The 23,044-nt window shown below is 71.4% G+C and carries 17 protein-coding genes; 3 read left to right on the plus strand and 14 right to left on the minus strand.

Annotated features, from left to right (window positions below; all coding sequences use genetic code 11):
* Nucleotides 1-90 precede the first annotated feature (90 nt).
* Both ASG74_RS03710 and ASG74_RS03715 read left to right on the plus strand, forming a co-directional pair.
* Nucleotides 91-783 carry a phosphatase PAP2 family protein gene (locus ASG74_RS03710; RefSeq protein ID WP_156465259.1) on the plus strand — a complete coding sequence of 231 codons (693 nt, stop codon included), beginning with the start codon at nt 91-93 and terminating at the stop codon, nt 781-783.
* An 18-nt stretch (nt 784-801) separates the two neighbouring features.
* Nucleotides 802-1,974, plus strand: coding sequence for a glycosyltransferase family 4 protein (locus ASG74_RS03715; RefSeq protein WP_056139062.1), 1,173 nt, complete (start codon nt 802-804; stop codon nt 1,972-1,974).
* A 5-nt stretch (nt 1,975-1,979) separates the two neighbouring features.
* Here ASG74_RS03715 and ASG74_RS03720 read toward each other — a convergent pair whose 3' ends face one another.
* The 13 genes from ASG74_RS03720 to ASG74_RS03780 form a co-directional block, all read right to left on the minus strand.
* Nucleotides 1,980-3,182: a glycosyltransferase family 4 protein gene (locus ASG74_RS03720; protein WP_056139064.1), complete on the minus strand. Its 1,203-nt coding sequence runs from the start codon at nt 3,180-3,182 to the stop codon at nt 1,980-1,982.
* Entirely contained in the window at nt 3,179-4,402 is a 1,224-nt protein-coding gene (locus ASG74_RS03725; RefSeq protein ID WP_156465260.1) for an O-antigen ligase domain-containing protein, read from the minus strand. The genes ASG74_RS03720 and ASG74_RS03725 overlap by 4 nt, the downstream gene beginning before the upstream one ends.
* Nucleotides 4,399-6,177 carry a hypothetical protein gene (locus tag ASG74_RS03730; protein ID WP_056139067.1) on the minus strand — a complete coding sequence of 593 codons (1,779 nt, stop codon included), beginning with the start codon at nt 6,175-6,177 and terminating at the stop codon, nt 4,399-4,401. Before ASG74_RS03730 ends, ASG74_RS03725 begins: the two co-directional genes overlap by 4 nt.
* Nucleotides 6,174-7,781 carry a Wzz/FepE/Etk N-terminal domain-containing protein gene (locus ASG74_RS03735; RefSeq protein ID WP_056139069.1) on the minus strand — a complete coding sequence of 536 codons (1,608 nt, stop codon included), beginning with the start codon at nt 7,779-7,781 and terminating at the stop codon, nt 6,174-6,176. The genes ASG74_RS03730 and ASG74_RS03735 overlap by 4 nt, the downstream gene beginning before the upstream one ends.
* Nucleotides 7,778-9,853, minus strand: a complete 2,076-nt coding sequence (locus ASG74_RS03740; RefSeq protein WP_082569480.1) for an alginate lyase family protein — start codon at nt 9,851-9,853, stop codon at nt 7,778-7,780. Before ASG74_RS03740 ends, ASG74_RS03735 begins: the two co-directional genes overlap by 4 nt.
* Nucleotides 9,850-12,030 (minus strand): bi-domain-containing oxidoreductase, encoded by a 2,181-nt coding sequence (locus ASG74_RS03745; protein WP_056139071.1) that lies wholly within the window; start codon nt 12,028-12,030, stop codon nt 9,850-9,852. The genes ASG74_RS03740 and ASG74_RS03745 overlap by 4 nt, the downstream gene beginning before the upstream one ends.
* A complete protein-coding gene (gene asnB / locus ASG74_RS03750) occupies nt 12,027-13,937 on the minus strand; it encodes an asparagine synthase (glutamine-hydrolyzing) (protein ID WP_056139073.1) in 1,911 nt (636 codons plus the stop codon). Before asnB ends, ASG74_RS03745 begins: the two co-directional genes overlap by 4 nt.
* A gap of 2 nt (nt 13,938-13,939) precedes the next feature.
* On the minus strand, nt 13,940-15,211 hold the full coding sequence (locus tag ASG74_RS03755; protein ID WP_056139076.1) for a glycosyltransferase family 4 protein: 1,272 nt from the start codon (nt 15,209-15,211) through the stop codon (nt 13,940-13,942).
* On the minus strand, nt 15,208-16,530 hold the full coding sequence (locus ASG74_RS03760; RefSeq protein ID WP_056139078.1) for a nucleotide sugar dehydrogenase: 1,323 nt from the start codon (nt 16,528-16,530) through the stop codon (nt 15,208-15,210). Before ASG74_RS03760 ends, ASG74_RS03755 begins: the two co-directional genes overlap by 4 nt.
* 166 nt (nt 16,531-16,696) lie before the next feature.
* Entirely contained in the window at nt 16,697-18,217 is a 1,521-nt protein-coding gene (locus tag ASG74_RS03765) for a sugar transferase (RefSeq protein ID WP_082569482.1), read from the minus strand.
* Nucleotides 18,218-18,487: 270 nt separating this feature from the next.
* Nucleotides 18,488-19,069, minus strand: coding sequence for an aminoacyl-tRNA hydrolase (pth, locus tag ASG74_RS03770; RefSeq protein ID WP_082569483.1), 582 nt, complete (start codon nt 19,067-19,069; stop codon nt 18,488-18,490).
* A 143-nt stretch (nt 19,070-19,212) separates the two neighbouring features.
* On the minus strand, nt 19,213-19,899 hold the full coding sequence (locus tag ASG74_RS03775; RefSeq protein ID WP_056139083.1) for a 50S ribosomal protein L25/general stress protein Ctc: 687 nt from the start codon (nt 19,897-19,899) through the stop codon (nt 19,213-19,215).
* A gap of 330 nt (nt 19,900-20,229) precedes the next feature.
* The gene (locus ASG74_RS03780) at nt 20,230-21,252 is read right to left on the minus strand and encodes an EamA family transporter (RefSeq protein ID WP_056139084.1); all 1,023 of its coding nucleotides are present in this window, start codon (nt 21,250-21,252) and stop codon (nt 20,230-20,232) included.
* A gap of 82 nt (nt 21,253-21,334) precedes the next feature.
* Here ASG74_RS03780 and ASG74_RS03785 point away from each other — a divergent pair, with 82 nt between their 5' ends.
* Nucleotides 21,335-21,880: a CGNR zinc finger domain-containing protein gene (locus ASG74_RS03785; protein WP_056139086.1), complete on the plus strand. Its 546-nt coding sequence runs from the start codon at nt 21,335-21,337 to the stop codon at nt 21,878-21,880.
* A 158-nt stretch (nt 21,881-22,038) separates the two neighbouring features.
* On the opposite strand, the gene ASG74_RS03790 is transcribed toward ASG74_RS03785, so the two are convergent.
* Nucleotides 22,039-23,043, minus strand: a complete 1,005-nt coding sequence (locus ASG74_RS03790) for a ribose-phosphate diphosphokinase (RefSeq protein ID WP_056139089.1) — start codon at nt 23,041-23,043, stop codon at nt 22,039-22,041.
* Nucleotide 23,044: the final 1 nt, after the last annotated feature.

Here is a 23,044-nt window from a genome sequence, read left to right on the forward strand (position 1 = left end):
GGTGGGCTTCGTGCGGCGGCAGGGGCGGCACAGTGGAACGCGGTGCCCGGATCGCCGACCCTCGAGGCGGCGGTGGAGGACCATGGGGCCATGCGGCAACGGAAGGGCCACGAGACGGCCAACGGCCTGACCTGGGCCGTGCTGACCGGGGTGCTCCTCGTGCTGTTCATCGCGCTCACGGCTGTCGTCCTCAGCGGAGCTGCAGACTCCCTCGACGTCCCGGTGGCGCACTTCTTCCGCCCGGACGAGGCGTGGGGTGCACCCCAGGACCGCGTGGCCCCGTGGCTGACCCGCCTGGGGCCCGTGCCGATGTTCGCGCTCCTGGCGGTCACGTGCCTCGCGGTGGCAGCGTGGCGACGGTCCTGGGACAGCGTGGCCTTCGGCGCCGTGACCGCACTGTCCAGCGTCGTGGCAACCCTGCTCGTCAAGGCTGCCGTCGCCCGGACGGACCCGCTCGGGGGCATCTCGCCCGATGGTGGGAGCTACCCCTCCGGCCACATGGTGGCCATCGTCGTCTCCTTGGCCACCTGCCAGCTGGTGCTTCTCCCACGCGTGCGCTGGTGGTGCTGGCTGCTGCTCGCCGTGCCCTCGGGTCTGCTCGCGGTCTCCTTGGTCGTGACGACCAGCCACTGGGTCACCGACGTCGTCGGCGGTGTCCTGCTCTCCGGTGCCCTCGTCGCAGCGACGACCTGGCTGTGCCGCGGATACCGTCCGCGCGCCCGGCGCCCCATGCCAGAGTGGGAGCCAGGACAACAACAGTCCCGGGAGACGTCGTCCGGGTGACGTCAGGAGGTCGGTGCCGTGCCCTGCACACCCCCCGGTGCGAATGAGATCGTCGTCGCCACGCTGTTGCGACCAGAGGGCGCCACTGGTGTCCAGAGCCACGTCCGCGACATCCTCGAGAGCGGCCGCCGCCTGGGCCGACAGGTCGAGCTCGTCACGCCCTTCGACGCCCGGTCGCCGCTCCTGGCACCGGTGTTCGGGATGCGTCAGCTCCTGCGGCCCCTCAGCCGCCCCACTGCGGTGTGGTGGTACCGGCGATGGCACGCCCACTACCTCGAGGCCGCGCTGCGGAAGCACCTTCGACAGGGCGGAGGCCGGCGCACCATCTATGCCCAGTGTCCGGTGTCCGCGGAGGTTGCGCTGCGAGCCAGGACCACCGAGCGCGTGGCCCTCGTCGTGCACTTCAACGTCTCGCAGGCCGACGAGTGGGCTGACAAGGGCGAGATCCGGGCCGGCGGCCGGCTCCATGCGGCCATCCACCGTCAGGAGGAGCGCGTGATCCCGGCCGTCGACGGCCTCGTCTTCGTCTCGGCCTTCATGCGTGACGCGGTCCGGTCCCGCCTCCCCCAGCTGACCTCGGTCCCCACGGTCGTCGCGCCCAACTTCGTGCGTGCGGCCGCACCGCGCGGCGCGGTCCCCGAGCGCGACATCGTCACCCTCGGCTCGCTGGAGCCGCGCAAGAACCACGGCTATCTCCTCGAGGTCCTCGCTGCCGCGGCGCGCCGAGGACACCGCTTCACGCTCACCGTGGTGGGTGACGGCCCGGACCGTGCGGCTCTCCAACGGCGGGCGGGCTCCCTGGGCATCGGCGACCTGGTCGACTTCGCCGGCTTCAGCGATGATCCTCGCGTCCAGCTGCGCCGCCACCGGGTGTACTGCCACACCGCGCGGATGGAGAGCTTCGGGATAGCCCTCATCGAGGCCATGGCGGAGGGCCTTCCGGTGGTCGCTGCTGCTGTCGGCGGCATTCCCGAGATCGTGCGGCCAGGGGTGAACGGTGAGGTGTGGCCCCTCGACGACGCCGAGGCCGCGGCGGAGGTGCTGGTGCGCCTGCTGCGCGACCCCGCGCGGATCGCGGCTCTGGGGCAGGCGGCCCGTGAGGACGTGCAGAGCCGGTTCTCCGACGCGGAGGTCGCCCCCCGGCTGCTCACCTTCCTCGACTCGCTCGACCAAGAGGGGACCCGAGCCTGACCTGGTCATCGCGCCACCGCCACGGCGTTCCCCACGGCGAACGCATAGATGTCGAGCAGGCGGTCCACACTGTCGGACGCCTCGAAGCGCTCGGCGAAGGACTCCCGAGCCGCCCGGCCCATGCGGCCCCACCGGTCAGGGTCCACGTCCACGTCGTGCAGGGCCCCGGCGAGGGCGGACAGGTCGGCGGGGGCGACGAGCACGCCGTCGACACCGTCGCTGACCACCTCGGGGAAGGACCCGCGCCGGGTGGCTACCGCCGGGACGCCCGCCGCCATGGCCTCGACCGCGACCAGTCCAAAGGTCTCCTCGCACACGGACGGCAGGAGCACGGCCCGGGACCGGGCGATGAGATCCGCCGCCGCCTCCCTGCTCAGGTGACCGTGGACGGTCACGTCGTCGCGCTCGTGAGCCCAGTCCCGCAGCATCCCGTCGAGCGGTCCCCCACCGGCGATGTCGAGTCGCAGGGCCGAGTCGGGCCAGCGCTCCCGGAAGGCACTCCACCCCGCGAGGAGGGTGGGGATGCCCTTGGGCTCGTCCAGGCGGCCGACGTAGGCGACGGCGTGCTCCTTCCGGACCGCCCGCTGCGGCGGAGTCGGGACGAAGTGGTGACGCACGAAGAGCCGCTCCGGCGGCAGGCCCAGGCCGGCCATGAGGTCACGCTCGGACGCCGAGACGAAGATGAAGGCGGACACGAGCTCGCGCCACCTCCAACGGTTCACCCGTAGCCCCATGACCACGGGCACCGTGGCTACGCTGGAGCCCTTGTAGCAGCCGTGACGCACCCCCGGTGAGAGGCGGCCGTCGGCGCACTCGTGGCACGGCTGCCCCTCCCGGAAGAAGCCACCGCCCGCGCAGAGCAGTGTGTAGTTGTGCACGCTCGCCACGACCGGCACGCCCGCCCGGGCACAGGCGTCGAGCACCGACGGGGTCAGCAGCGGGAAGGTGTTGTGGACGTGCACCACGTCCGGGCGGTCGTTCTCCAGTCGTGCGGCGAGGGACCGGCGGGCGCCGACGTCGTGGACGCTCCGGAAGGCGAGCCCGGCCTTGCGCGCGAGGGACCACTCGGCGATGTCGTCGCTGTGCCGCTCGAACTGCGCGACCTCGACGCCGCGCTGCCGCAGGGCTGCCACCTCTTGGTCGACCACCGAGTTCTCACCACTGGGGGCAGCCGAGCGGTAGCGGTTGTGCACCACGAGGACCTTCATCGCCCCACCTCCTCAGCAGGCGCGGCGAGCAACGAAGCGGCCACCGCGAGCTCCAGCAGGTAGGGCGACGCGTCACCCAGGCCGGTCTCGGTGATCGAGGCGATGATGCAGTAGACGATGAGGAAGAGGGCCAAGGCACGGCGTGGCCCCTGGACGTGGGTGGCCGCGGCCAGCAGGAGCACGAGCACGAAGCTCATCTCGACCAGCACGCCGAACCAGCCCTGGTCGACATAGCTCGCGAGCCAGTTGCTGTCGACGGCCAACCCGTCGAAGGACTTGTTGGACAGTCCGGAGCCGAACATCTGCTCCAACAGTGGTCTCGGGGTGGCCGCAATCGCCGCCCACACGTCGGTGCGGCCGGTCAGCCGGCTCGCCTCGCTCGCCGACTGGCCCCGCGCCAGCCAGTTGACGACCTGGGGCGCAAAGAGCGTGGCCCCCACGATCAGCCCGATCAGCGTCGAGATCGAGAACCGACGGACCCGTGCGTGGCCCAGGAACAGGCTGGCCGACGCCACGATGGTCCCGAGGAGAGCACCGAGGAGGGCGGTGCGGGTGTGGGTGCCGATGAGCACCGCGACGGTGACCACCACGGCCACGAGGGCGTGCCGACCCGTGACGAGGTGGCACAGCCAGAGGATCAAGGTGGTGCCGAACAGCACGGCCGCGAAGTGGGCCACCTGGGTCGCTGGTACCGGCCACAGCGCACCGCCAAGCCGGCCCTCGAACGCAAACGCCTTCCCGGGGGCGACGGCCGCTCCGACGATGACGGTGACGAGGACCCCCCACAGGCAGAGCCTGTGTGCTCGCAGAAGCACGAGGTCACGCCGCCCCCACCATGGGGACAGCAGCCACAGCACCGTGACGAAGAGGACCAGTCGCACCCCCCGATAGAGGGAGCCGAGGAAGAACTCGCTGCCCAGGCTCACGACGAAGGACGCGAGCGCGAGCACGGTCAGCAGTCCGAGGAACAACGTGGGACGCACCAGTAGGCGCCGGTTGGCGAGGAGGGCCAGCGACAGGGCGAGCACGAGCGCGCCCTGGGTCACGAGCTGGAGGAGCCGTGGCGGGATCGGCACGAGGGTCTCGACGGAGGCCGGCGGCATCACGTTCAGGAAGAGCGCCGCCCACGCCGTCAGCACCACGACCGGCACCCGATGGGGCCTGGCGACGGGTCGACCGCCCGCCTCGGGCGCCGTGCGCGCCTGGAGGTTCACTGTCATCGGGAGCTCGCCACCTTCGCCGGCAGCTGCTCGTCGGCAGCCTCGTCCTGGCGGCCCAACGTGCGGTCCGTCCGGTCGGCGCCCTCGAGTAGGGCGAACGGGACGAGCACACCGCTTCGCGTGACGAGGGCTGTCACCGTCTCGAGCAGGTCGCGGTTGGCGCTTCCGGCCGAGACGAGGGGCACGACCTGGGTCACCCACGTGGCCACGATCCCCAGGTCGACGCCCGGGTCCACCTCCAGCAGCACCAGCACGACCTCGGCCTGCTCCCACAGGTCGTGCAGCCCGTCGACCTCCTGGGCCTCACCACGGGTGGAGCTGCCCCCGCGCTGAGGCCCTTCGATGAGGGCGGGGTTGCCGGCGGGGCGGTAGAGGCCTGGTGATCCGGGGCCGCCCGTCGAGGTCCCGGCGAGGTTCGTGGGGGCGGGCCCGGTCAGGGCACCGGAGGAGGTGAGGTCCACGAGGAGCACGGGCACGCCCTCGGTCGCCAGACGGTTGCCGAGAGCTGCCACGAGAGCGGCGGCCGCACGGGGCCGGTCGATCCCGACCACACCGATCGTGCAGGGACGCGGCGGCCTGCGGCCAGTGGCGCCCTTGGCCCCCGCCGTCAGCCCTCCGGCAGCGGAGCCGGCCCCACGCGGGCGCGTGCCCTGGCCGTGGGCGGCACCCGGGCTCGGGGAGTCGGCGCGCCGCAGGACGGCGTGGAGCCGCGGGGGCAGCGCATGCCCGAGACCGTGGACCAGCGCCTCGAGACGCCAGGATCGACCGCCCCTGCCGCGCGTCGGGTGGGCATGCCGGGCGACCGTGCCGGACGTCCCACGTGACCGTGGCGCCAAGGCGCCCGCCGACCGGCGCCGCCACCATGCTCCGACCCGTCCGACGCTGACGAGCACCGGCACCCCCAGGGCCGCAGCGATGTCGCGACGCCGACGCAGCCGGTCCGACGTCAGCGTCGTGAAGAGGATCGTCCCGATCGCCAGACCCCCTCCGACGATCGCTCCGGCCACCGGGACCACGACGGCCTCGCGCCGCGACGAGGAGGGTTTCGTCCCGGCCTCATCGAGCACGTGCGTGGCGCTGATGGCCGCGTCAGCCCGCAGGTGTGCGTCCTCGATGGACCTCTGCAGCTCGGTGACCTCCGCCCCCAGGGCGGCGCGCCGGCTGACGATGTCGCTGACGAGGACCTGGTCGGGGGCCGGCTGGGCAGAGAGTCGTCGGTACTGCCGGGTGAGCTCCGCGATCTCGGACTGCAGTGCAGTCACCCGCTTCGTGTACCCATCGACCAACCCCCCGGAGATGGACTGAAGCTGCTCGGTGCGGAAGGCCAGGAAGTTGTCGACGAGGGACGTGGTGCGCGAAACCGCCTCGTCGGAGGTCGCCGCACCGACCTCCACCTTGAGGATCTGGCTGCTCACCGGCGTCGCCGTGACCGACGACAGGAACTGCTCCGGCGACTCGCGCAACCCCAGGTCCTCGACGACGCGCGCCCCGACGGCCCGGGTCTGCAGCAGGGTGACGTCGGTGGTCATCGCCGATGAGTCGTCCGGGTTCGGCGACACCATGAGCAGGGTGGCCGTGGCACTGAACGGTCGGGGCAGGATCCGGAATGCCCCCATCCCGAGGAGCGCACCGATGAGGGCGGCCGCGCACCACAGGGGCCAGGTGCGCCGCAGGGCGCTGACGAGGGCACGCCCGGTGACGAGCACAGCTCCGGGGCTGGCGTCGAGGTCCAGCGCCGCGTCGTCGTTGTCCGCACGGAACGTCGGGGCCCTCATCGCGGGGCCTCGCGGCTCTCCGGCCGGCGCCGTGGGGCGCCAGAGACGACTCCGGGCGCGGACCGGTCGGCGATGTTGCGCGGACGCGGTTCGCGTCGGGGGCGGCGGCGCTCCACCGGCGCCAGCCGACCGGTGGTGCGGTCGAGCGGGTCCGGGTTGGCGACGACGATGCCCTCGACCGAGAGTCCCGCCTTGTCCGCTGCCACCACGGCGTCTGCGAGGTTGCGGCGGGTGGCGGTGGCAGAGCTGACGGCCAGGAGGCCGACACCCCCGGTGACGACGGCGGTGTCGGGCACGGGGTGCGCGCGGTCCAGGACCACCAGGCGCACCGACAGGGTCGCGCCGGCCGAGGGCTCGACTGCTGTGCTCACCGTCAACGCTCCAGCGGTCTCGTCCTCGGTAGCGATGCCCTGGGAGCACGCTGCCCACAGGGTGGTCGCGGACTCGTGGTGCTGCGCCGCGACGAGCTCGGTCGTGGTCCCCGTCGACGCGGCGAAGGCAGCGATCTGGGCAGCGACAGCCAGCGCACCGGCGTCTGCGCTGACGCAGAGCACGACGAGCACGACCGGCTCGCGGGAGGCGCCGTCCTTCCTCAGGTCGTTCATGAGGTCGTGGAGCAGACGACGCAGGGCCCAGCCGTCGACGCTGTCCGGGGAGTAGGTGCGCAGCAGGTCCGCCCATGCCGCCGCGGACCGCGGGGGTCGGGCGCGCAGGGAGGCCACGACAGGGATGTCCACGGCATCAGCGATCTCGTCACGCGAGCGCAGCTTGGGGTCACGTTGGTTGGTGACGACCAGGAGAAAGCAGGTGAGCAGCAGGAGCAGTGCACTGGCCCCAAGGATGCGAACGACCGCGCCTTCGAGGTAGCCGTCCTGCGTTCCGGGAGAGGCGTGCTGGGCGATGCTCGCACTCGATCCGTCGTCGGCGCCCTGCTTCCCTGCGCCGTCCGCCGCGGAGATCTGCTCCGTGAGCGCGTCGATGTCGAGGACGGTCGACGCCCGGACGGCGGTCAGCTCGGACAGCGCCGCGGCATCCGTCGCGCCGGCGGCGCTCGTCCTGCCCTCGGCGGCGATCCGGTCGGTCGCCTTCCGAATCTCCTCCGTGATCGTGGCCAGGCTCGCCTTGAGCGTGTCGAGCCGCCCCTGCAGCTGCACCCGGCGTGCGGCCCCCATCGACTCCCGGGTGTCCTCGAGGTAGGCCACGACCGACTGGGCCACCGCGAGTGCCAGCCCTTCGGCCTGGGTGCTCGTGGGGCCGGAGGCGGTGATGCGCAGGTAGGACGGTGAGGCCGCCTCCACCTTGACCCGCTCTGTCACCTCGGCCTCGGTCAGCCGGGGGCTAACCCGGCTCGCGGCGTCGGTGAGGATCTCCGAGCTGGTGGCGATGAGGACCTGGGTGTCGCTGTCGTAGCCACCCGTCCGGCCCGATCCCGGTTGCGCGACGGAGGGAAGCAACACCCCGCTGGTGCTCGTGTAGGCCGGCGGCGCGAGCAGCAGCAGCCCGGCCCCGCCCAGCGCACCGACGATGGCCACCGCAAGGAGCATCCGGCCGCGCCGGCGGACGACGGCCCAGATGGCGCGCAGGTCCACGACCTCCTCGTTCATACCCGCTCCCCGACCTGCTGGCGGTGCGCGGGCGACGTGGTGTCGGCGTCGAGCTGCAGGTGGAGGGTGCTGCGCAGCTCGAGCAGGCCCTGCCACTCCCCCACCCCGACCAGGGTGGTGCTCGGCACCCGCGTCCCGAACCGTGGCGAGTACCACCCGAGTGGCGGGTCGCTCTCGCCACGGTGGGTCGACCACGTGAGCCCCGATGGGAGCGTGAGGCGCCCTTGGTGCGACTCACCCCCTCGTCCCTCCCAGGACAGGTGCGCCACACCGTCCCCGAGCTCGGCCGTGACCGCGGGCCCGAGGTGCCAGGAGAGTCTGGCCCGGTGGGTCGTCCCCGACATGAGCGTGTCCCTCACCGACAGTCGCCCGCCGTCTTCGTCGAGCTCGACCTGCCGGTCGTGACGCAGCTCCGGGTCCAAGCGCGCGTATGCCGTGTGGTGGGCTGACCACGCCTGCGATCCCCCCGCTGTGGTGGTCACGGTGTCGCCGGCCGCGTCGGCCCGGCCGCTCCAGAGGAACGGCCCGGCGGACATCACCTGGTCGGCACCATCCACCTCGACGGTGTTGTGCGCGCGCGTCGACCTGAAGTACGACCGCCACTCCTGTTCACCGTGGTAGCAGTAGGTTCCTGGGTCCACGAGGAGCTCGACCCCGTCGTGGCGCACCTCGATGGAGAGGGCGTCGGCGTGCGCGTGGGCGGCGATCGACAGGAAGCCGTGGGGGCCACCGTCACAGCGGCACCAGATTTCGGGCTCTCGCCCGGCCGGAGTCCGCAGGACGTGGAGACCGGCGTCGGCGAAGTCCTGCGGCCGCACCCGGGGACGTGCGCCCATGGCCCGGACGATGTCGTCGGCCGCCTCGGCCTCAGCCGAGGCGTACAGGGCTGAGAGGAGCGTACTCGTCACACCCGGCCGGGCTTCCGGCCACCAGGAGCAGCGTCCCACCGTCCCCGCTCCGGTGGCGAGGAGCACCTCCCAGGGGTCCTCGTCCTGGTCGTCGAGCACCAACGCCCTTCCCTCGTCACCGTCGCCCTGACGGGGCGGTCGCCCCGCGACGTCGAGCTGGGCGGCGGCTGCGTCGAGGGATCGCACAGCCAGGTCGCGCAGGCTCGGCGAGAGGGGGTGGCCGGCCACCCCGGTCTCGACGCCCGCGACGAGGGCGAGCTCGGTGACGAAGCGGTGGTAGTCGGTCGCGAGCTCCCGGTTCACGCCGCTGGGGAACGTGTTGGCGGTGAGCGCCTGCTCCAGCTGGTCCGCGGCGGCCCGTCGCCAGCCCTCGCTCTGCGCGAACCAGGGGAACGCACACGCCGCCACCAGTCGTCCGGTCGCTTCCGCGACGAGGTGGTTGTTGGCGGACGACCCACGGCTGGGGAAGGCCGCGAGGTACTCCTGGTGCCAGCTCAGCTGGGCGAGGGCCACGGGGTTCTCCTCGAACAGGGCAACCACACCCGGCCAGCCGTCGAGCAGGCGACGGGTCCACGCCCAGCTGATGAGGCGGACTCCGAGCTCGATGCCGCTCGTCCAGTGGATGCCCGAGAGGAAGGGGTTCGCGAGCCACCACGAGCGCAGCTGCGCGGCGGCCGCCTCGGCGTAGCGAGTGTCTTCGGTGAGCCACCATGCTGCCGCGAGGATGGTGACGTGGTGGTGGCGCGAGACCTCCCACACCGACTTGATGTTGCCGGTGACGCTCTCGTCGCGATGGTCGATGCGGAACGCCAGGGTGTCCTCCGGGGCGCGCCGTCCCGTGACGGCGTCGAGGAACCAGTCGGGGTCGGCGAGGTCTGGGCGCGCTGTCCCGAGGACGACACCCTCACCTGCGAGGATCCGGTCCGCGGCAGCCACGAGGCGGCGTGCCGCGTCCTGCGGAAGCTGTTCCCGGGCCGAAGGAGGAAGCGGGGCAGGCGCTCGGCGCTCCGCTCGGACCCCCGCCGGAGCCTGGACCGGCTCACCGGGACGCACCCGGCGCCGGGACCACCGCGCCTGTCGGGCGCGGTCACCGAGTCGCCACGTCATCTCGGCCGGTGACATCCGGCGGAGGCGGTGGGCGTACCACACCAACGACCGGCTCACGGGGTCACCGCCCTGCCCGACACGATGCTCTCGCCCACCGCGAGCGTCGCCCGCGTCGTCGCCACGAGGGACTCCAGCGAGATCGGCATGGCGGCACCCAGGCGCACTGCTTCGAGGAAGGCGTCGAGCTCCGCGCGCTGTCCCTTGTCCGGCCCGGTGAGAGCTCGCGCGGTCCGACGTGCTCCGCCGGTCCACACCGTGGCCCGGCTGAAGTTGTCGAGCCGGGCGTTGCGGCCTCCGCCCGCCACGTCGACGACCTCCTTCGGCACGCGCGGGTCGCCGTTCGTGGAGTAGGTGATCGTCGCGAGCGAACCCTCCTCGAAGAGCAGGGTGGCCTGGAGGTTCGCCCCGTCGGACGTCTGGACGGCGCGGACCTCGACCGGGTGGTGGCCGACCCACCAGCTGACCGTGTCGATGAAGTGACCGCCCTCGCCGAGCCAGCGCGAACCCTCCAGCTGCTCGTCGAGGTACCAGCTGCCCGCAGCCATCCGGCCGGCGTTGACGAGGTAGCGCAGGCTGACCGGCGCGGAACTGGACCCGAACCGGTGACGCATCCCCACGAGGAGGGGTGCGAAACGACGGTTGAAGCCGACCATGATCCGGTCGTTCCCCGTGCGCTCGACGACCTCGAGGATGCCGTCCACCTCCGCCCGGGTGAGGGCCAGCGGCTTCTCCACGAAGACGGCTTTGCCGTGCTCGAGCGCCCGGCAGACGAAGGCCGCGTGCGAGTGGTGACGCGTGACGACGAAGACGGCGTCGACGTCCGGGTCGGTGAGGACGTCGTCGACGTTCGTCGTGGCCGTCTCGAAGCCGAACGTCCGCTGCGCGTTGACCGCCGACAACGACCTGGTGGTGGCCGCCACCCGCAGGGTGGCGCCGTCGTGCTTGGCGAGGTGCGGCAACAACATCGAGGAGGCATAGCTGCCGGCGCCGACGAAGCCGAGCCGGACCGTCGTCCCGGTCGGCCGGCTCGCACGGCGTCCCTCGAGGCGGCCGCTGGTACGGGTGGACGCGGCCCGCTGCGCTTGCTCGGCCGAGGGATCGGGGCGTGGGTACTCGAGGAGGAACCCCACCCCGCGCAGGGACCCGGTGCGGAGCTGTTCGTAGACGCTCGTGGCCTCCGCGATCGGCCGCGTGGCGGAGACGAGGGTCGTGACGTCGACGGAGCCGGTTGCCAGCAGGTCCAGGAAGCAGCCGAGGTTGCGCCGCTCGGTCCAGCGGACGTACCCCGCCGGGTAGTCGACGCCCTCGAGCTCGTAGCGGTCGTCGTAGCGACCCGGTCCGTAGGAGCGCGAGAAGCGGAGGTCGAGCTCCTTCTCGTAGTAGGCGTTCCACGGCAGGTCCAGGCGCGTCTTGCCGATGTCGACGACCCGGGCCCGGTCGCGGGCGAGGCGGGCGGCGAGCTGCACGGGGCCGTTGGTGTCCCCACCCGCGGCGAGGAAGACGTGGTCGGCGCCGATGCCGCCGGTCGCCGTGCGGACCACCTGCTCGATGTAGGCCGCGCCCTCGTCGTCGGGTGAGGCGCAGCTCATGGCCCCCCCGTCCTCGGCCAGGCGGCAGCGCTCCTCCACCGTGTCGATGCCCACGACCCGGACGCCGGCCGCGACGAGGAGCCGGACAACGAGCTGGCCCACCAGGCCCAGGCCGATGACGCAGGCCATCTCCCCGAGCTGGGGCTCGCCCTGTCGCACCCCCTGCATGGCGATCGCACCGACGGTGGCGAACGCCGCGTGCTGCGGGTCGGCACCCTCGGGGACCGGGACGCAGAGGTTGACCGGTACCCAGTTGACCTCGGCGTGGAGGGCGAACTCGTTGCCCGCCGCTGCGACGAGGTCACCGACGGAGAACTCCTCGGCGCCCGCACCGACCTCGATGACGACGCCGCACAGCGAGTAGCCGAGAGGGGTGTAGCTGTCGAGCTTGGTGATCGCCTTCTTGTAGGTCGCCACCGGCCCCTGCTGGGTCATCGAGTCCAGCACCTTCTTGACCTGGTCGGGCCGGGCGCGAGCCTTGCCCAGGAGCGACAGGCGGGCCTCGCTGACCTTCATCAGCTCGGTGCCGGTCGAGATGAGCGAGAAGAGCGAGCGCACCAGCACTCCCCCCGGCTTGCACGCCGGCTCGGGCACGTCGAGCACGACGAGCTCTCCGGACCGGTAGTTCTGCCCCACCTGCTTCATCGGGTCCCCACCCCCGCCTCGCGGGCGTTCCGGTACCACAGCTCGAGGCTGAGCAGCTGCCACACCTGCTTGGACTCGTCGCGCCGCCCACTGCGCTGGTCGTCGACGAGCCGCTGCAGGGCGCCCGCACGGAGGAACCCCGTGCCGACCAGCTCCCCGCCCAGGAGCACATCGTCGACGAGCTCCTTGAGGTCATTGGTGACCCAGGCCCGCAGTGGTGCGCCGAAGCTGGCCTTCGGTCGGTCGATGATCTCGTCGGGCAGCCACGCGCGGGCGGCGTCCTTGAGGGCCGCCTTCTGCTGCCGTCCGCGGATCTTCTCGTTCCCGGGGAGGGAGAACGCGGCTGCCATGACGACCGGGTCGACGAAGGGGACGCGCACCTCGGTGGAGGCGGCCATGCTCGCGCGGTCCGTGTAGGTGAGGTTGAGTCCCGGCATGAACATGCGGGTGTCGGCCAGGCACATACGGCTGACGACGTCCTCGAGGTCGTTGTCCTCGTAGACCTCACGGTGGCGGTCGAGGACCTCGTCGACGCACACCGACAGGGCCGGGTCGAGGAGGTCGACGAGCTCGTCCCGGTCATAGAGGGTGTAGCTGCGGCGGAAGGCCTCCTGCTCCGGGAGCTCGGCGAAGGTCAGGAACCGCTGGCCCCAGCGCACCGTCCGCAGGCCGCGTCCGCCGACCGCCACGGGCAGGGCACGGGCGGCCGGCCCGATGAGGGAGCGCACTGCTGCCGGGGTCCGCCGGTAGCGCGCGGCGAGGAGCATCGCCAGGTGCTTGCGGTAGCCGCCGAAGAGCTCGTCGGCCCCCATCCCCGACAGGAGCACCTTGACGCCCGCCTCACGGGCCGCGTCGCACATGAGGAGCGTGTTGATCGCGGCGGGGTCACCGACCGGCTCGTCGAGGATGTCGACCATGCGCGGGAGCAGGTCGACGATGTCGGGTGAGATCTCGATCTCGTGCAGGCGGATGCCGAGGTGGGTCGCCAACCGCCGTGCGTAGCGAGCGTCGTCCGGCATCGACTCCAGGCGCTGGTCCTCGGGCCGGAAGACGATGGTGTAGGCCTCGATCGACGGGTCGGCCCGGTGGGCGAGGGCGGTGATGATGCTCGAGTCGAGTCCTCCGCTGAGGAAGGAGGCCACCGGCACGTCGGCGACGAGGTGGTCCAGGACCGAGTCCGCGACGACCTGCCGGATGTCGGCGCGTGGCCCCTGCGCTGCCATCGCCGCCTCTGCGGCAGCGTCCCAGAAGCAGCCCTGAGTGGCCGAGCCGTCACGGCGGTACTCGGTCCAGGTGCCCGACGGGTGGCGGTGCACGCCCTGGACGGCGTCGAACTCCTGAGGCAGCCAGTAGTAGAGCGTGGACGCGACCATCGCGGCGGGGTTGATGCTCAGCTCCGGACCGACCGCGGTGACGATCGCCTTGAGCTCGGAGGCGAAGAGGATGCCGTTGCCGCGCGGCATGACGTACAGGGGCTTGATGCCCAGCGGGTCGCGCGCGAGGGTGAGGCTTCCCGTGGCGGCATCGTGGATGGCGAAGGCATACATCCCCCGGAACCGGCGGAGCGCACCAGGGCCCCACGCTCGCCAGGCCTCGAGCACGACCTCGGTGTCGGAGTCCGTGGCGAAGCGCGCACCGAGGCCTCGCAGCTCGCGACGCAGCTCACGGAAGTTGTACAGCTCGCCGTTGTAGGTCAGCGTCAGGCCGTCCTTGGTGAACGGCTGGTCCGCAGCGCTGGACAGGTCGATGATCGACAGCCGCCGGTGCCCCAGGACCACGGCGGTCTCCGGGTCGACGAGCTCCACCACCGCACCGGCATCCGGACCGCGATGGGTCAGGCGGTCGACCATGACCGAGACGAGCACCTTGCCGTCATGCTGCTGGTACGCCCCGGCGACGCCGCACATGCTCAGGCCCCCATGCCCACGAGGGAGCTGTCGGCAGCGTCGCCGGCGCCACGTGAGCCTCGGCCCACCAGCTCGTCGAACACCCGCAGGTAGCCGCGCTGCTGGTGCTGCCAGGCCAGGTGCTGCTCGACCCGCTCCCGGCCACGGCGGCCCATCTCTGCGCGGCGGCCCGGGTCGTCGACGAGGTCGACGACGGCGCGGGCGTACTCGACGACGTCGTTGGGTCGCACGTAGACAGCGGCGTCGTCAGCGGAGACGCGTGTCTCCCTGAGGTCGAACGCGACCACCGGTAGGCCGAAGGCCATGTACTCCATCGTCTTGTTCATCGTCGAGACGTCGTTGAGGGGGTTGAGCGGGTCCGGGGACAGTCCGACGTCAGCGGTGGACAGCACCTCGGCCACGAACTCGTCCGGGACGCGACCGGGGAGCTCGACGGCGTCGGTGAGGCCGAGCTCGTCGCGGCGCCGGACGAGCTCCGCGTGGCTGTCGCCCGAGCCCATGAAGGTGAAGCAGATGTCCTGCCGACCCATCTGGTTCACGATGACGTCGGCCGCACCGAGGGCGAGGTCCACCCCGTCCTGCGGCCCCATGACGCCGAGGTAGGCGACCAGGTGCGGGCGACCGCGCCGCAGCGAGGGGACCGGCTCCCGTCGCCGGAGCACCTCGGGGTCGGGACCGGTGCGCACCACCGTCACCTCGTCGGGGGACTTGCCGCCACGTGAGCCGGCGATCGCGGCATACGACTCGTTCGTCGAGGTGACCCGGTCCGCGGTCCGGAACGTCTGTCGCTCCAGGAACAGCAGGCCGCGGTACTGGGCTCCTCGCTGACCCTCGAAACGCGAGAGGTACAGCTCCGGGCACAGGTCGTGGTGGTCGAAGACGAAGCGGGTGCCGTCACGACCACGGAGCCAGCGGGCGAGCGGCCAGAAGATGTCGGGTGGGTTGCACGCCTGCATCACGTCGAACGCGCCGTCGCGGCGAGCCCTCAGCACGAGGCCCGCCGTGGCGAGGAAGGACCAGGCGTACTCGACGACGTAGCTGAGCGCCCGCCCACCGGGGGCGTATGCCGGGTAGGCCAGGATGCGCACCCCGTCCACCACCTGCGTGGACCGGGTGCCTTCGCCCTGCGGGCAGACGACCGTGACGTCGTAGCCGTGGCCGACGAGCGACTGGCACTCGAGCCACACCCTGCGGTCGAACGGAACCGGCAGGTTCTGCACGATGATGACCACCCGGGGACGCTCGCTTCGGGAGGGTCGTGCCTGTCCGCTCACCAGCTCACCCCCTGGTAGCCCGCGATGTGCTCGACCTCGTCGCCGAGACGGCCGTTGATGTCGATGACCAGTGCGGGCCCGGCGCTGTGCAGTGCTTCGAGGCACGCCGGGTCGGACGTGGCGACGATGGCGACCTCTGCGTCCTCGAGGGCGAGGGCCGGGCTCGCCACGAGGAGGCGGTTGACGTGCGCGAGCTTGCTCTGGAAGTGCCGGAGGTTGGCGCCCACGAGCTTGGCGGGGTTGACGACCGGGTCGTAGATGCGCACGTCCAGCCCCTTGCCGACGAAGCGCTCCGCGATCTCCAGGTTGGGGCTCTCACGCAGGTCGTCGGTGTTCATCTTGAAGCTCAGCCCGAGGATCGCGACCCGGCGGTACCCGGTCTCGAGGACGCAGTCGACGAGGGAGCGCACCGTCAGCTCGTTGCTCGTCAGGGTCGAGCTGACGAGTGGCAGGTCGACCCCGACCGAGCGGGCCATGCTCTGCAGCGCCCGCACGTCCTTGGGCAGGCACGAGCCGCCGAACGCGAACCCGGGGCGCAGGTAGGACGACGAGATGTTGAGCTTGTGGTCCTCGCAGAACAGCTGCATGACGGTGCGGGGGTCGACACCGTACTGGGAGAAGATCCGGCCCATCTCGTTCGCGAAGGTCACCTTGACGGCGTGGAAGGCGTTGCAGGCGTACTTGAGCGACTCGGCGGTCCCGACGTCGACGTGGTGCAGTTCCAGGTCGAGGAAGCCGAAGAGCTCCTCACAGCTCTCACGGGTGCGCTCGTCAGCGGTTCCGACGACGACGAAGGGCGGTGCGAAGAAGTCCTCCACCCCGCAGCCCTCGCGCAGGAACTCGGGGCACATAGCCGTCCCGACCGACCACCCAGCCGGGAGGACGTCCGGCGCGAAGGTGGGCTCGACGACCGAGGCTCCGGTCCCCGGGGGGACCGTGGAGCGGATGACCACGGAGTGGAAGCCCGACGCCGGCGGCCGCGCCGCTGTCATCGCCTCCCTCAGGTCGGTGAGGGCTCTGACGATGAACGACAGGTCCGTGTCGCCGCGGGGCCGGGAGGGCGTCCCCACGCACACGAGCGAGAGGTCGGCGTGGTCCATGGCCAGGGCGACGTCGGTCGTGGCGTGCAGCCGTCCCGCCTGCACGGCGTCGAGGACGAGGCGGTCCACTCCCGGTTCGATGACGGGACTGGTGCCACCGTTGATCGCGGCGACCTTGCCGGCGTCGACGTCGACGCCGACCACGTCGTGGCCCCGGGACGCCAGTCCCGCAGCCGTGACGGTTCCGACATATCCCAGACCGAAGATGACGACCTTCATGAGAGCACCTCTCGCTCGACGCCCGGCAGCGACCGTGGCTGTGATGACCGTGGCTGTGATGCCCCAGCGGGGCGGTGTGCGCACCGGCGGCGAGCGCCGCCGACGGGAAGTACTGGGTGGGAGCGCGGGCCAGCCAGGGGCGCGCGGAACCATGGGGCGGTCGCCATCAGAAGGCTCCCCGCCCGCCGAGCACGGCTCGCACCGTGCGGATGAGGATGAGCAGGTCCAGCGTCGAGGACCAGTTGTCGACGTACCAGAGGTCGAGGCGCACGGTCTGCTCCCAGTCGAGCGTCGCCCGGCCACTCACCTGCCACAGGCCGGTCATGCCCGGACGGACACGCAGGCGCCGCATGGCGTCGGGCTCGTAGTGGTCGACCTCCGAGGCGAGCCCGGGGCGCGGGCCCACCAGCGACATCTCCCCGCGCAGGACGTTGAGCAGCTGCGGTACCTCGTCGAGCGAGAACCGGCGCAGCCACCGGCCCACGCGGGTGATGCGCGGGTCGTGCTGGCTCTTGAACAGCACCGAGTTGACCTCGTGGCCAAGGCTCGCGAGGGCACTCAGCCTGGCGTCCGCGTCGACCACCATGGTGCGGAACTTGTAGATGCTGAACTCCTGCCCGCTCTGCCCAATTCGCTTCTGGTGGAACAGGACCGGCCCCTTGGAGTCCAGCCTGACGGCCAGCGCGACGAGGAGCAGCATGGGCAGCAGGACGAGGCTGAGCATGACGGCGAGAGCGAGGTCCTGGACCCTCTTGACCATGAGGCGGGACCCGGAGCGGACGGGCCGCTCGAGGTGCAGGAGCGAGACCCCGGCCTCGGCGCGGATCGACAGCCGGGGACCGGCCACCTCGAAGATCCCGGGGGAGATCACGAGGTCCACGTGCCGCTCCTCCAGGTCCCACGCGAGCTGGCGCAGCTCCTTGCCGGTCAGCCCGGGGTGACCGCTGATGGCGACGAGCGCCGCATCGCTGAAGTCCACGGCGAGGGTCACGTCGCGCGGCCTGCCGGCCACCGGCACCCCTTCGACGACGGGAAGGTGCTTGGCGCCGGCGATGCACGCGCCGACGATCTCGAAGGAGTTCGACGGCGACCGCCGCAGCTCACGGATCAGCTCCCCTGCCGACTTCACCGTCCCCACCACGACGGTCCGCTGCCGGTACCTGCCGTGGGCCCGGGCACTGCTCAGCCACAGGCGCAGGCCCTTGCGGAGCAGGAGGGACAGGACCACGACGCAGGGGACGACGAGGAAGACGTAGCCGCGGGCCAGCTCGAGGGTGAGCGCGTACGACGTGAAGCCGGCCGCGCCGAGGAGCACCGCACCGGCCCACAGGACCGACCGGTACTCCTGGGCGCCCTGGCCCAGGTGGCGTCCCTGGTAGCCCTGCAGCAGGCGCACGGCCATCGTCCACGTCACGGGAGTCATCACGACCACGACGGCGAACGCCCTGGGGAGCTCGCCCACCCTCAACATCGAGGCGGCGGCACTGGCCACCAGGGCACAGACCAGGTCGCCGATGACCATCCGCAGGCGATAAGCCGCCGGCCACTCCAGCGCTGGACGCACGAGCGGCTGGGGGCGCGCAGCGCCTCCCCTCCACGGCCGGAACTGGGGCCTTTCGAGGCGGCGGGAGACTCTGGGCAGCAGCGTGCCGACCTCGACGTTCCCTGCTTCGCGACGGTCGTCCATCACCACACCCCGTGGCCCTCAGTGGTTCACTTCGCGGGCGAGTGTCCTTGCCCAAGCACAGACGCTAGGGACGAGGTGGGTCGACGGAGGGGCAACGCCCAAAGATGGACAAGTCGTGCCCCAGCCTGATCAGGAGTGGCCACCCATACGCATCAGCCAGTGTCAAGCACATGTGGGTAACGACACACCCCCACTGCGCCTTCCACCCCGGCGTTGCCCAAAAGCCCACGGCCAGTGGGCTGCTCGCTCATGCGGGGAGACGAGCGGCTGTCACCGGGGCGCGTGCACCTTCTGCTGCGCGTCGAGGAGACCCTGGGTCACGAGCATCTCGACCGCGTCGGCCGCATCACCGAGGAGGAACGGCAGCTCCTTGCGCTCGGTCGGCGAGAAGTCCTTGAGCACGAAGTCGGCGGCATCCTGTCGTCCCGGCGGCCGGCCGATGCCCACCCGCACCCGCAGGTAGTCGCGGGTGCCGATCGACTTCGAGATCGACCTCAGCCCGTTGTGCCCACCCTCGCCACCGCCGAGCTTGAGCCGCACGTCACCGGCCGGGATGTCGAGCTCGTCGTGGACGACGACGAGCCGGTCGGGCTCGACCGAGAAGAAGCCCATGAGCGCCTTGACCGGCCCGCCCGACTCGTTCATGTAGCTGTGCGGCACGGCGATCACGGCGGCCGGACCCGGCACTCCCCCGGGGCCGGTGCCGATCCGCACCTGCGCCGCCGATGCCCGCGCCTTGTGCCCGCGCAGCGGGCTCCTCGTCCGAGACGCCAGCTCGTCGACGACCATGGCTCCCACGTTGTGGCGGTTGCCGGCATACGTCGGTCCGGGGTTGCCCAGTCCGATGACCATCCACGTCTCACTCACACCGCACGAGTATGCCGTCCGCCCTCGGCCCATCCCAACCGCGCCTGTCGCGGTGGCCGGGCACGCAGCAGGCCCGGTCCGTCGTGGTGACGGACCGGGCCTGCCGGTGTTCGGTGGAGCGTGGGGACTCAGGCGTCCTCGGACGTGGCCTCGTCGCCCTCGGCGGCGGCGCCCTCGGCAGCCTCGCCCTCGGCGGCCTCCTGGTCGGACTCCTCGTGCTCGATGCCCGCGTCGGCCTCGGCCTCGGCCAGCTCGGCCTCCAGCGCCTCCTCGGAGATCTGCTGGGTGACGTTGACGACGAGCGCCTCGGGGTCGGTGACCAGCGTCGCGCCCTCGGGCAGCTCGACGGCTCCGGCCAGGATCTGCGTACCGGCCTCGACACCCTCGACGGAGACGGTGACCGACTCGGGGATGTTGGTGGCGAGGACCTCGAGCTGCAGGCTGGAGTGGTCCAGGTTGACGATGGTCTCGGGAGCGGCCTCGCCCTCGACGTGCACGTTGACGTCGACGGTGACCTTCTCGCCCTTGCGGACGATGACGAGGTCGATGTGCTCGATGACCGGCTTGATCGGGTCGCGCTGGACGTCCTTGGCCAGGGCCAGCTGCTCGTCACCGTCGAGGACGATCGTGAGGAGGGCGTTCGGGTTCTTGAGCGCCATCATGGCGTCGTGGCCCACGAGCGTGATGTGGATGGGCTCGGCGCCGTGGCCGTACATGACCGCGGGGATCTTGTGGGCGCGGCGGATCTGGCGGGCAGCGCCCTTGCCGAAGGTGGTGCGGGCCTCGGCCTGCAGCGTGATGGTGTCGTTGGACACGGTGGACTCCTGGTGACTTTGAGGTCTGATCGGTCAGGGACGACGTCGGGGGAAGGTCGACGCCTGCGGCGGCCTCGACGCGGGACACGGCACGGACAGGCGCGCTGGCCCGCGGATCATCCGGTCACGGGGACCTGAGGATCTGCGGCCACCGCGTCGATCACGGACGCTCTGGCCCGAACATCACTGGCCGGTGCAGCGTCCCTCGCCGAGGCAACCCCGAGAGTCTAGGTGACGGGGCGCGGGGCAGGGAAATCGGCCGTATGCCGCCCGCTCACCTTGGGAGTTCGGCCGACGTCCACCCAGTCTGCTGGCTGGGCGACCGCCCGACTACACGCTGCCGTCGACAACGCCTGCGACGAGCACGCTCTCACTGGTCGGCACCGGCGGTGTGTCGTCCTGCGGCACGTCGAGTGCTGCGTCGGACCGCTCCCCCAGCCGGACCGCGACGACCCCGCCGAGGATGAGCAGCCCACCAGCGAGCTGCATCCAGCCGGGCAGCTCACCGAGCAGGACCCAGGCGAACAGGACGGCGAACAGGACCTCGGAGAGCCCGACGAAGCTGGCGATGGTGGCGCCGACGATCCGGGTGCCGATGACGCCGGTGGCATAGGCGATCGCCGCGGCCACGACGGCCAGCTCGACGACCGGCACCCACCAGGGCGCGTCGAGGCCGGCGATGGCGACGTCGAACCGGGCGGTGCCGTAGTCGATGAGCCCGGTGGTGCTCGCCGCGACCAGGGCGACGGCCCCGACGCCGAGTCCGAAGCCGGCCAGCGCCAGCGGAGGCAGCGACTCGTCGTGGTCGTGGCTGGAGGAGACGTAGAAGGTGGCGAGGCCGACCGCGGCGAGCAGTCCCCAGATGACGCCGACCCAGCTGACCTCCACCCCGGACAGCACGTCGAGGACGAGGAGCAGCCCGAGGACCGACAGGACCACCCCGCCGAGGGTGAGGCGTGACGGGCGGTGTCCGTGCCGGGCCCACATCCACCCAACGACGAGGACGATGCCGAGGTACTCGAGCAGGAGGGCCACGGCCACCGACAGGTGCTCGACGGCGTTGAAGTAGGCGAACTGGCAGCCCGCGACGGCGACGAGCCCGAAGGCGAGGACCGCTGCGGCGTTGCGGCGCAGGAGGTGCCAACGGCCGCGCATCGACCACGCCGCCACGGGGACGAGCAGGACGGCCGCGATGCCCACGCGCCAGGTCACGACCCCGGCCGGGGTCCACCCGGCGAGCAGCAGGGACTTCGCGAACGCCCCGGAGGTGCCGAACGCTGCTGAGGCCAGCACCACGAGCAGGAACCCGAGCAGCAGGGTGCGCGCCGAGTCCTTCTGGTTTCCAGCCTTCACACGTCACCATGCTGTCAGGAGTAAAGTAGGGCATTGCCCCTTACATGGCTTACGGTAGGGGCTCGCGATGTCAGGAGTCAAGATGCTTTTTGCCCATGACACCGAGCTGGCGCTGCAGTACGTGGCGTCACTCATCAACACCGCCCCCGGTCACGGCGACTCCATGGCCGAGGACCTCCCGAGCGTGGACTCGCTGGTGGCCCACATGGACGGGTGGCAGTGGAGCGGTCCCCGCCCCCGCACCCGGGCCGCCCTCGACGAGGTGCACGCTTTGCGGCCGCGACTCCTCGACCTGTGGTCACGCGACGTCGACGACCTCGTGTCCGGCGTGAACGAGCTGCTCGCCGAGCACCAGGCCCTGCCCCGCCTCGTCAAGCACGACGACCTCGACTGGCACATCCACGCCACCCGTGACGACGAGCCCATCGCCAAGCGCATGGCCGTCGAGGCGGCCATGGCGCTCATCGACCTCATCCGGGCCGGGGAGACCGAGCGCCTGCGCGTGTGCGCGGCCGACGACTGCGACGACGTCGTCATCGACCTCACCAAGAACCGGAGCCGGCGCTACTGCGACGGGACGTGCGCCAACCGGGCCCACGTCGCGGCATACCGGGCTCGTCAGCACTAGGCACGAGGCACGAGGCCGAGCGCGGTCCGGGAGGGGGGCGGACGGCATACCCGAGAGGTCGACCGGAGGGAAGATCGGGGTGCGGAGGGAAATGAACCCTCCCGACTCCTCACGTTCCCGCACGGGGAGCGAAAGCTGAGGCGCGTGCGCGCGGGTTGTCAGGCGCGGCCGCCGAAGAGGCTCGTGACCGACCCGTCCTCGAAGACCTCCTTGATCGCAGCGCTGATGAGCGGCGCGATCGACAGCACGGTCAGCCCCTCGAACTCGCACTCCGGCGCGATCGGCAGGGTGTTGGTGACGATGACCTCGCGCGCCGCGCACTCGCGCAGCCGCTCGGTCGCCGGCGCCGAGAGGATTGCGTGCGTGGCGGCGATGATGACGTCCTTGGCGCCGTCGGCCCTGAGCGCGTCGGCGGCCTTGGCGATCGTGCCGCCTGTGTCGATCATGTCGTCGACGAGCACGCACACCCGGCCGGCGACCTCACCGACGACGCGGTTGGCCACGGCCTGGTTGGGCTGGTTGATGTCGCGCGTCTTGTGGATGAACGCCAGCGGCGCCCCACCGAGACGCTTGGACCACTGCTCGGCGACCTTGATCCGGCCGGCGTCGGGCGAGACGACCGCGAGGTCCTCGTGGCCGTACTTCGCCGACACGTAGTCCGACAGCACCGGCTGGGCCATGAGGTGGTCCACCGGCCCGTCGAAGAAGCCCTGGATCTGGTCCGTGTGCAGGTCGACGGCGATGAGGCGGTCGGCGCCGGCGGTCTTGAACAGGTCGGCGACGAGGCGGGCCGAGATCGGCTCACGTCCGCGGTGCTTCTTGTCCTGGCGGGCGTAGCCGTAGAAGGGCATGACGACGGTGATCCGCTTCGCGCTGGCCCGCTTGAGCGCGTCGATCATGATGAGGTGCTCCATGATCGCCTCGTTGAGCGGGGCGGCGTGGCTCTGGATGACGAACGCGTCGGACCCGCGCACGGACTCCTCGTAGCGGACGTAGATCTCACCGTTGGCGAAGTTGTAGGCGCTCGTCGGGACGAGCTCGGTGCCGATGAGCGCGGCGATCTCCTGCGCCAGCCCGGGGTGCGCGCGCCCCGAGAAGACCATGAGCTGCTTCTTGGGCTTCTTGCGGATGTTGGCCGACTTCGGGCGGTCTTCCTTGGACATG

This window comes from Knoellia sp. Soil729, assembly GCF_001427985.1.
GTDB lineage: Bacteria > Actinomycetota > Actinomycetes > Actinomycetales > Dermatophilaceae > Knoellia.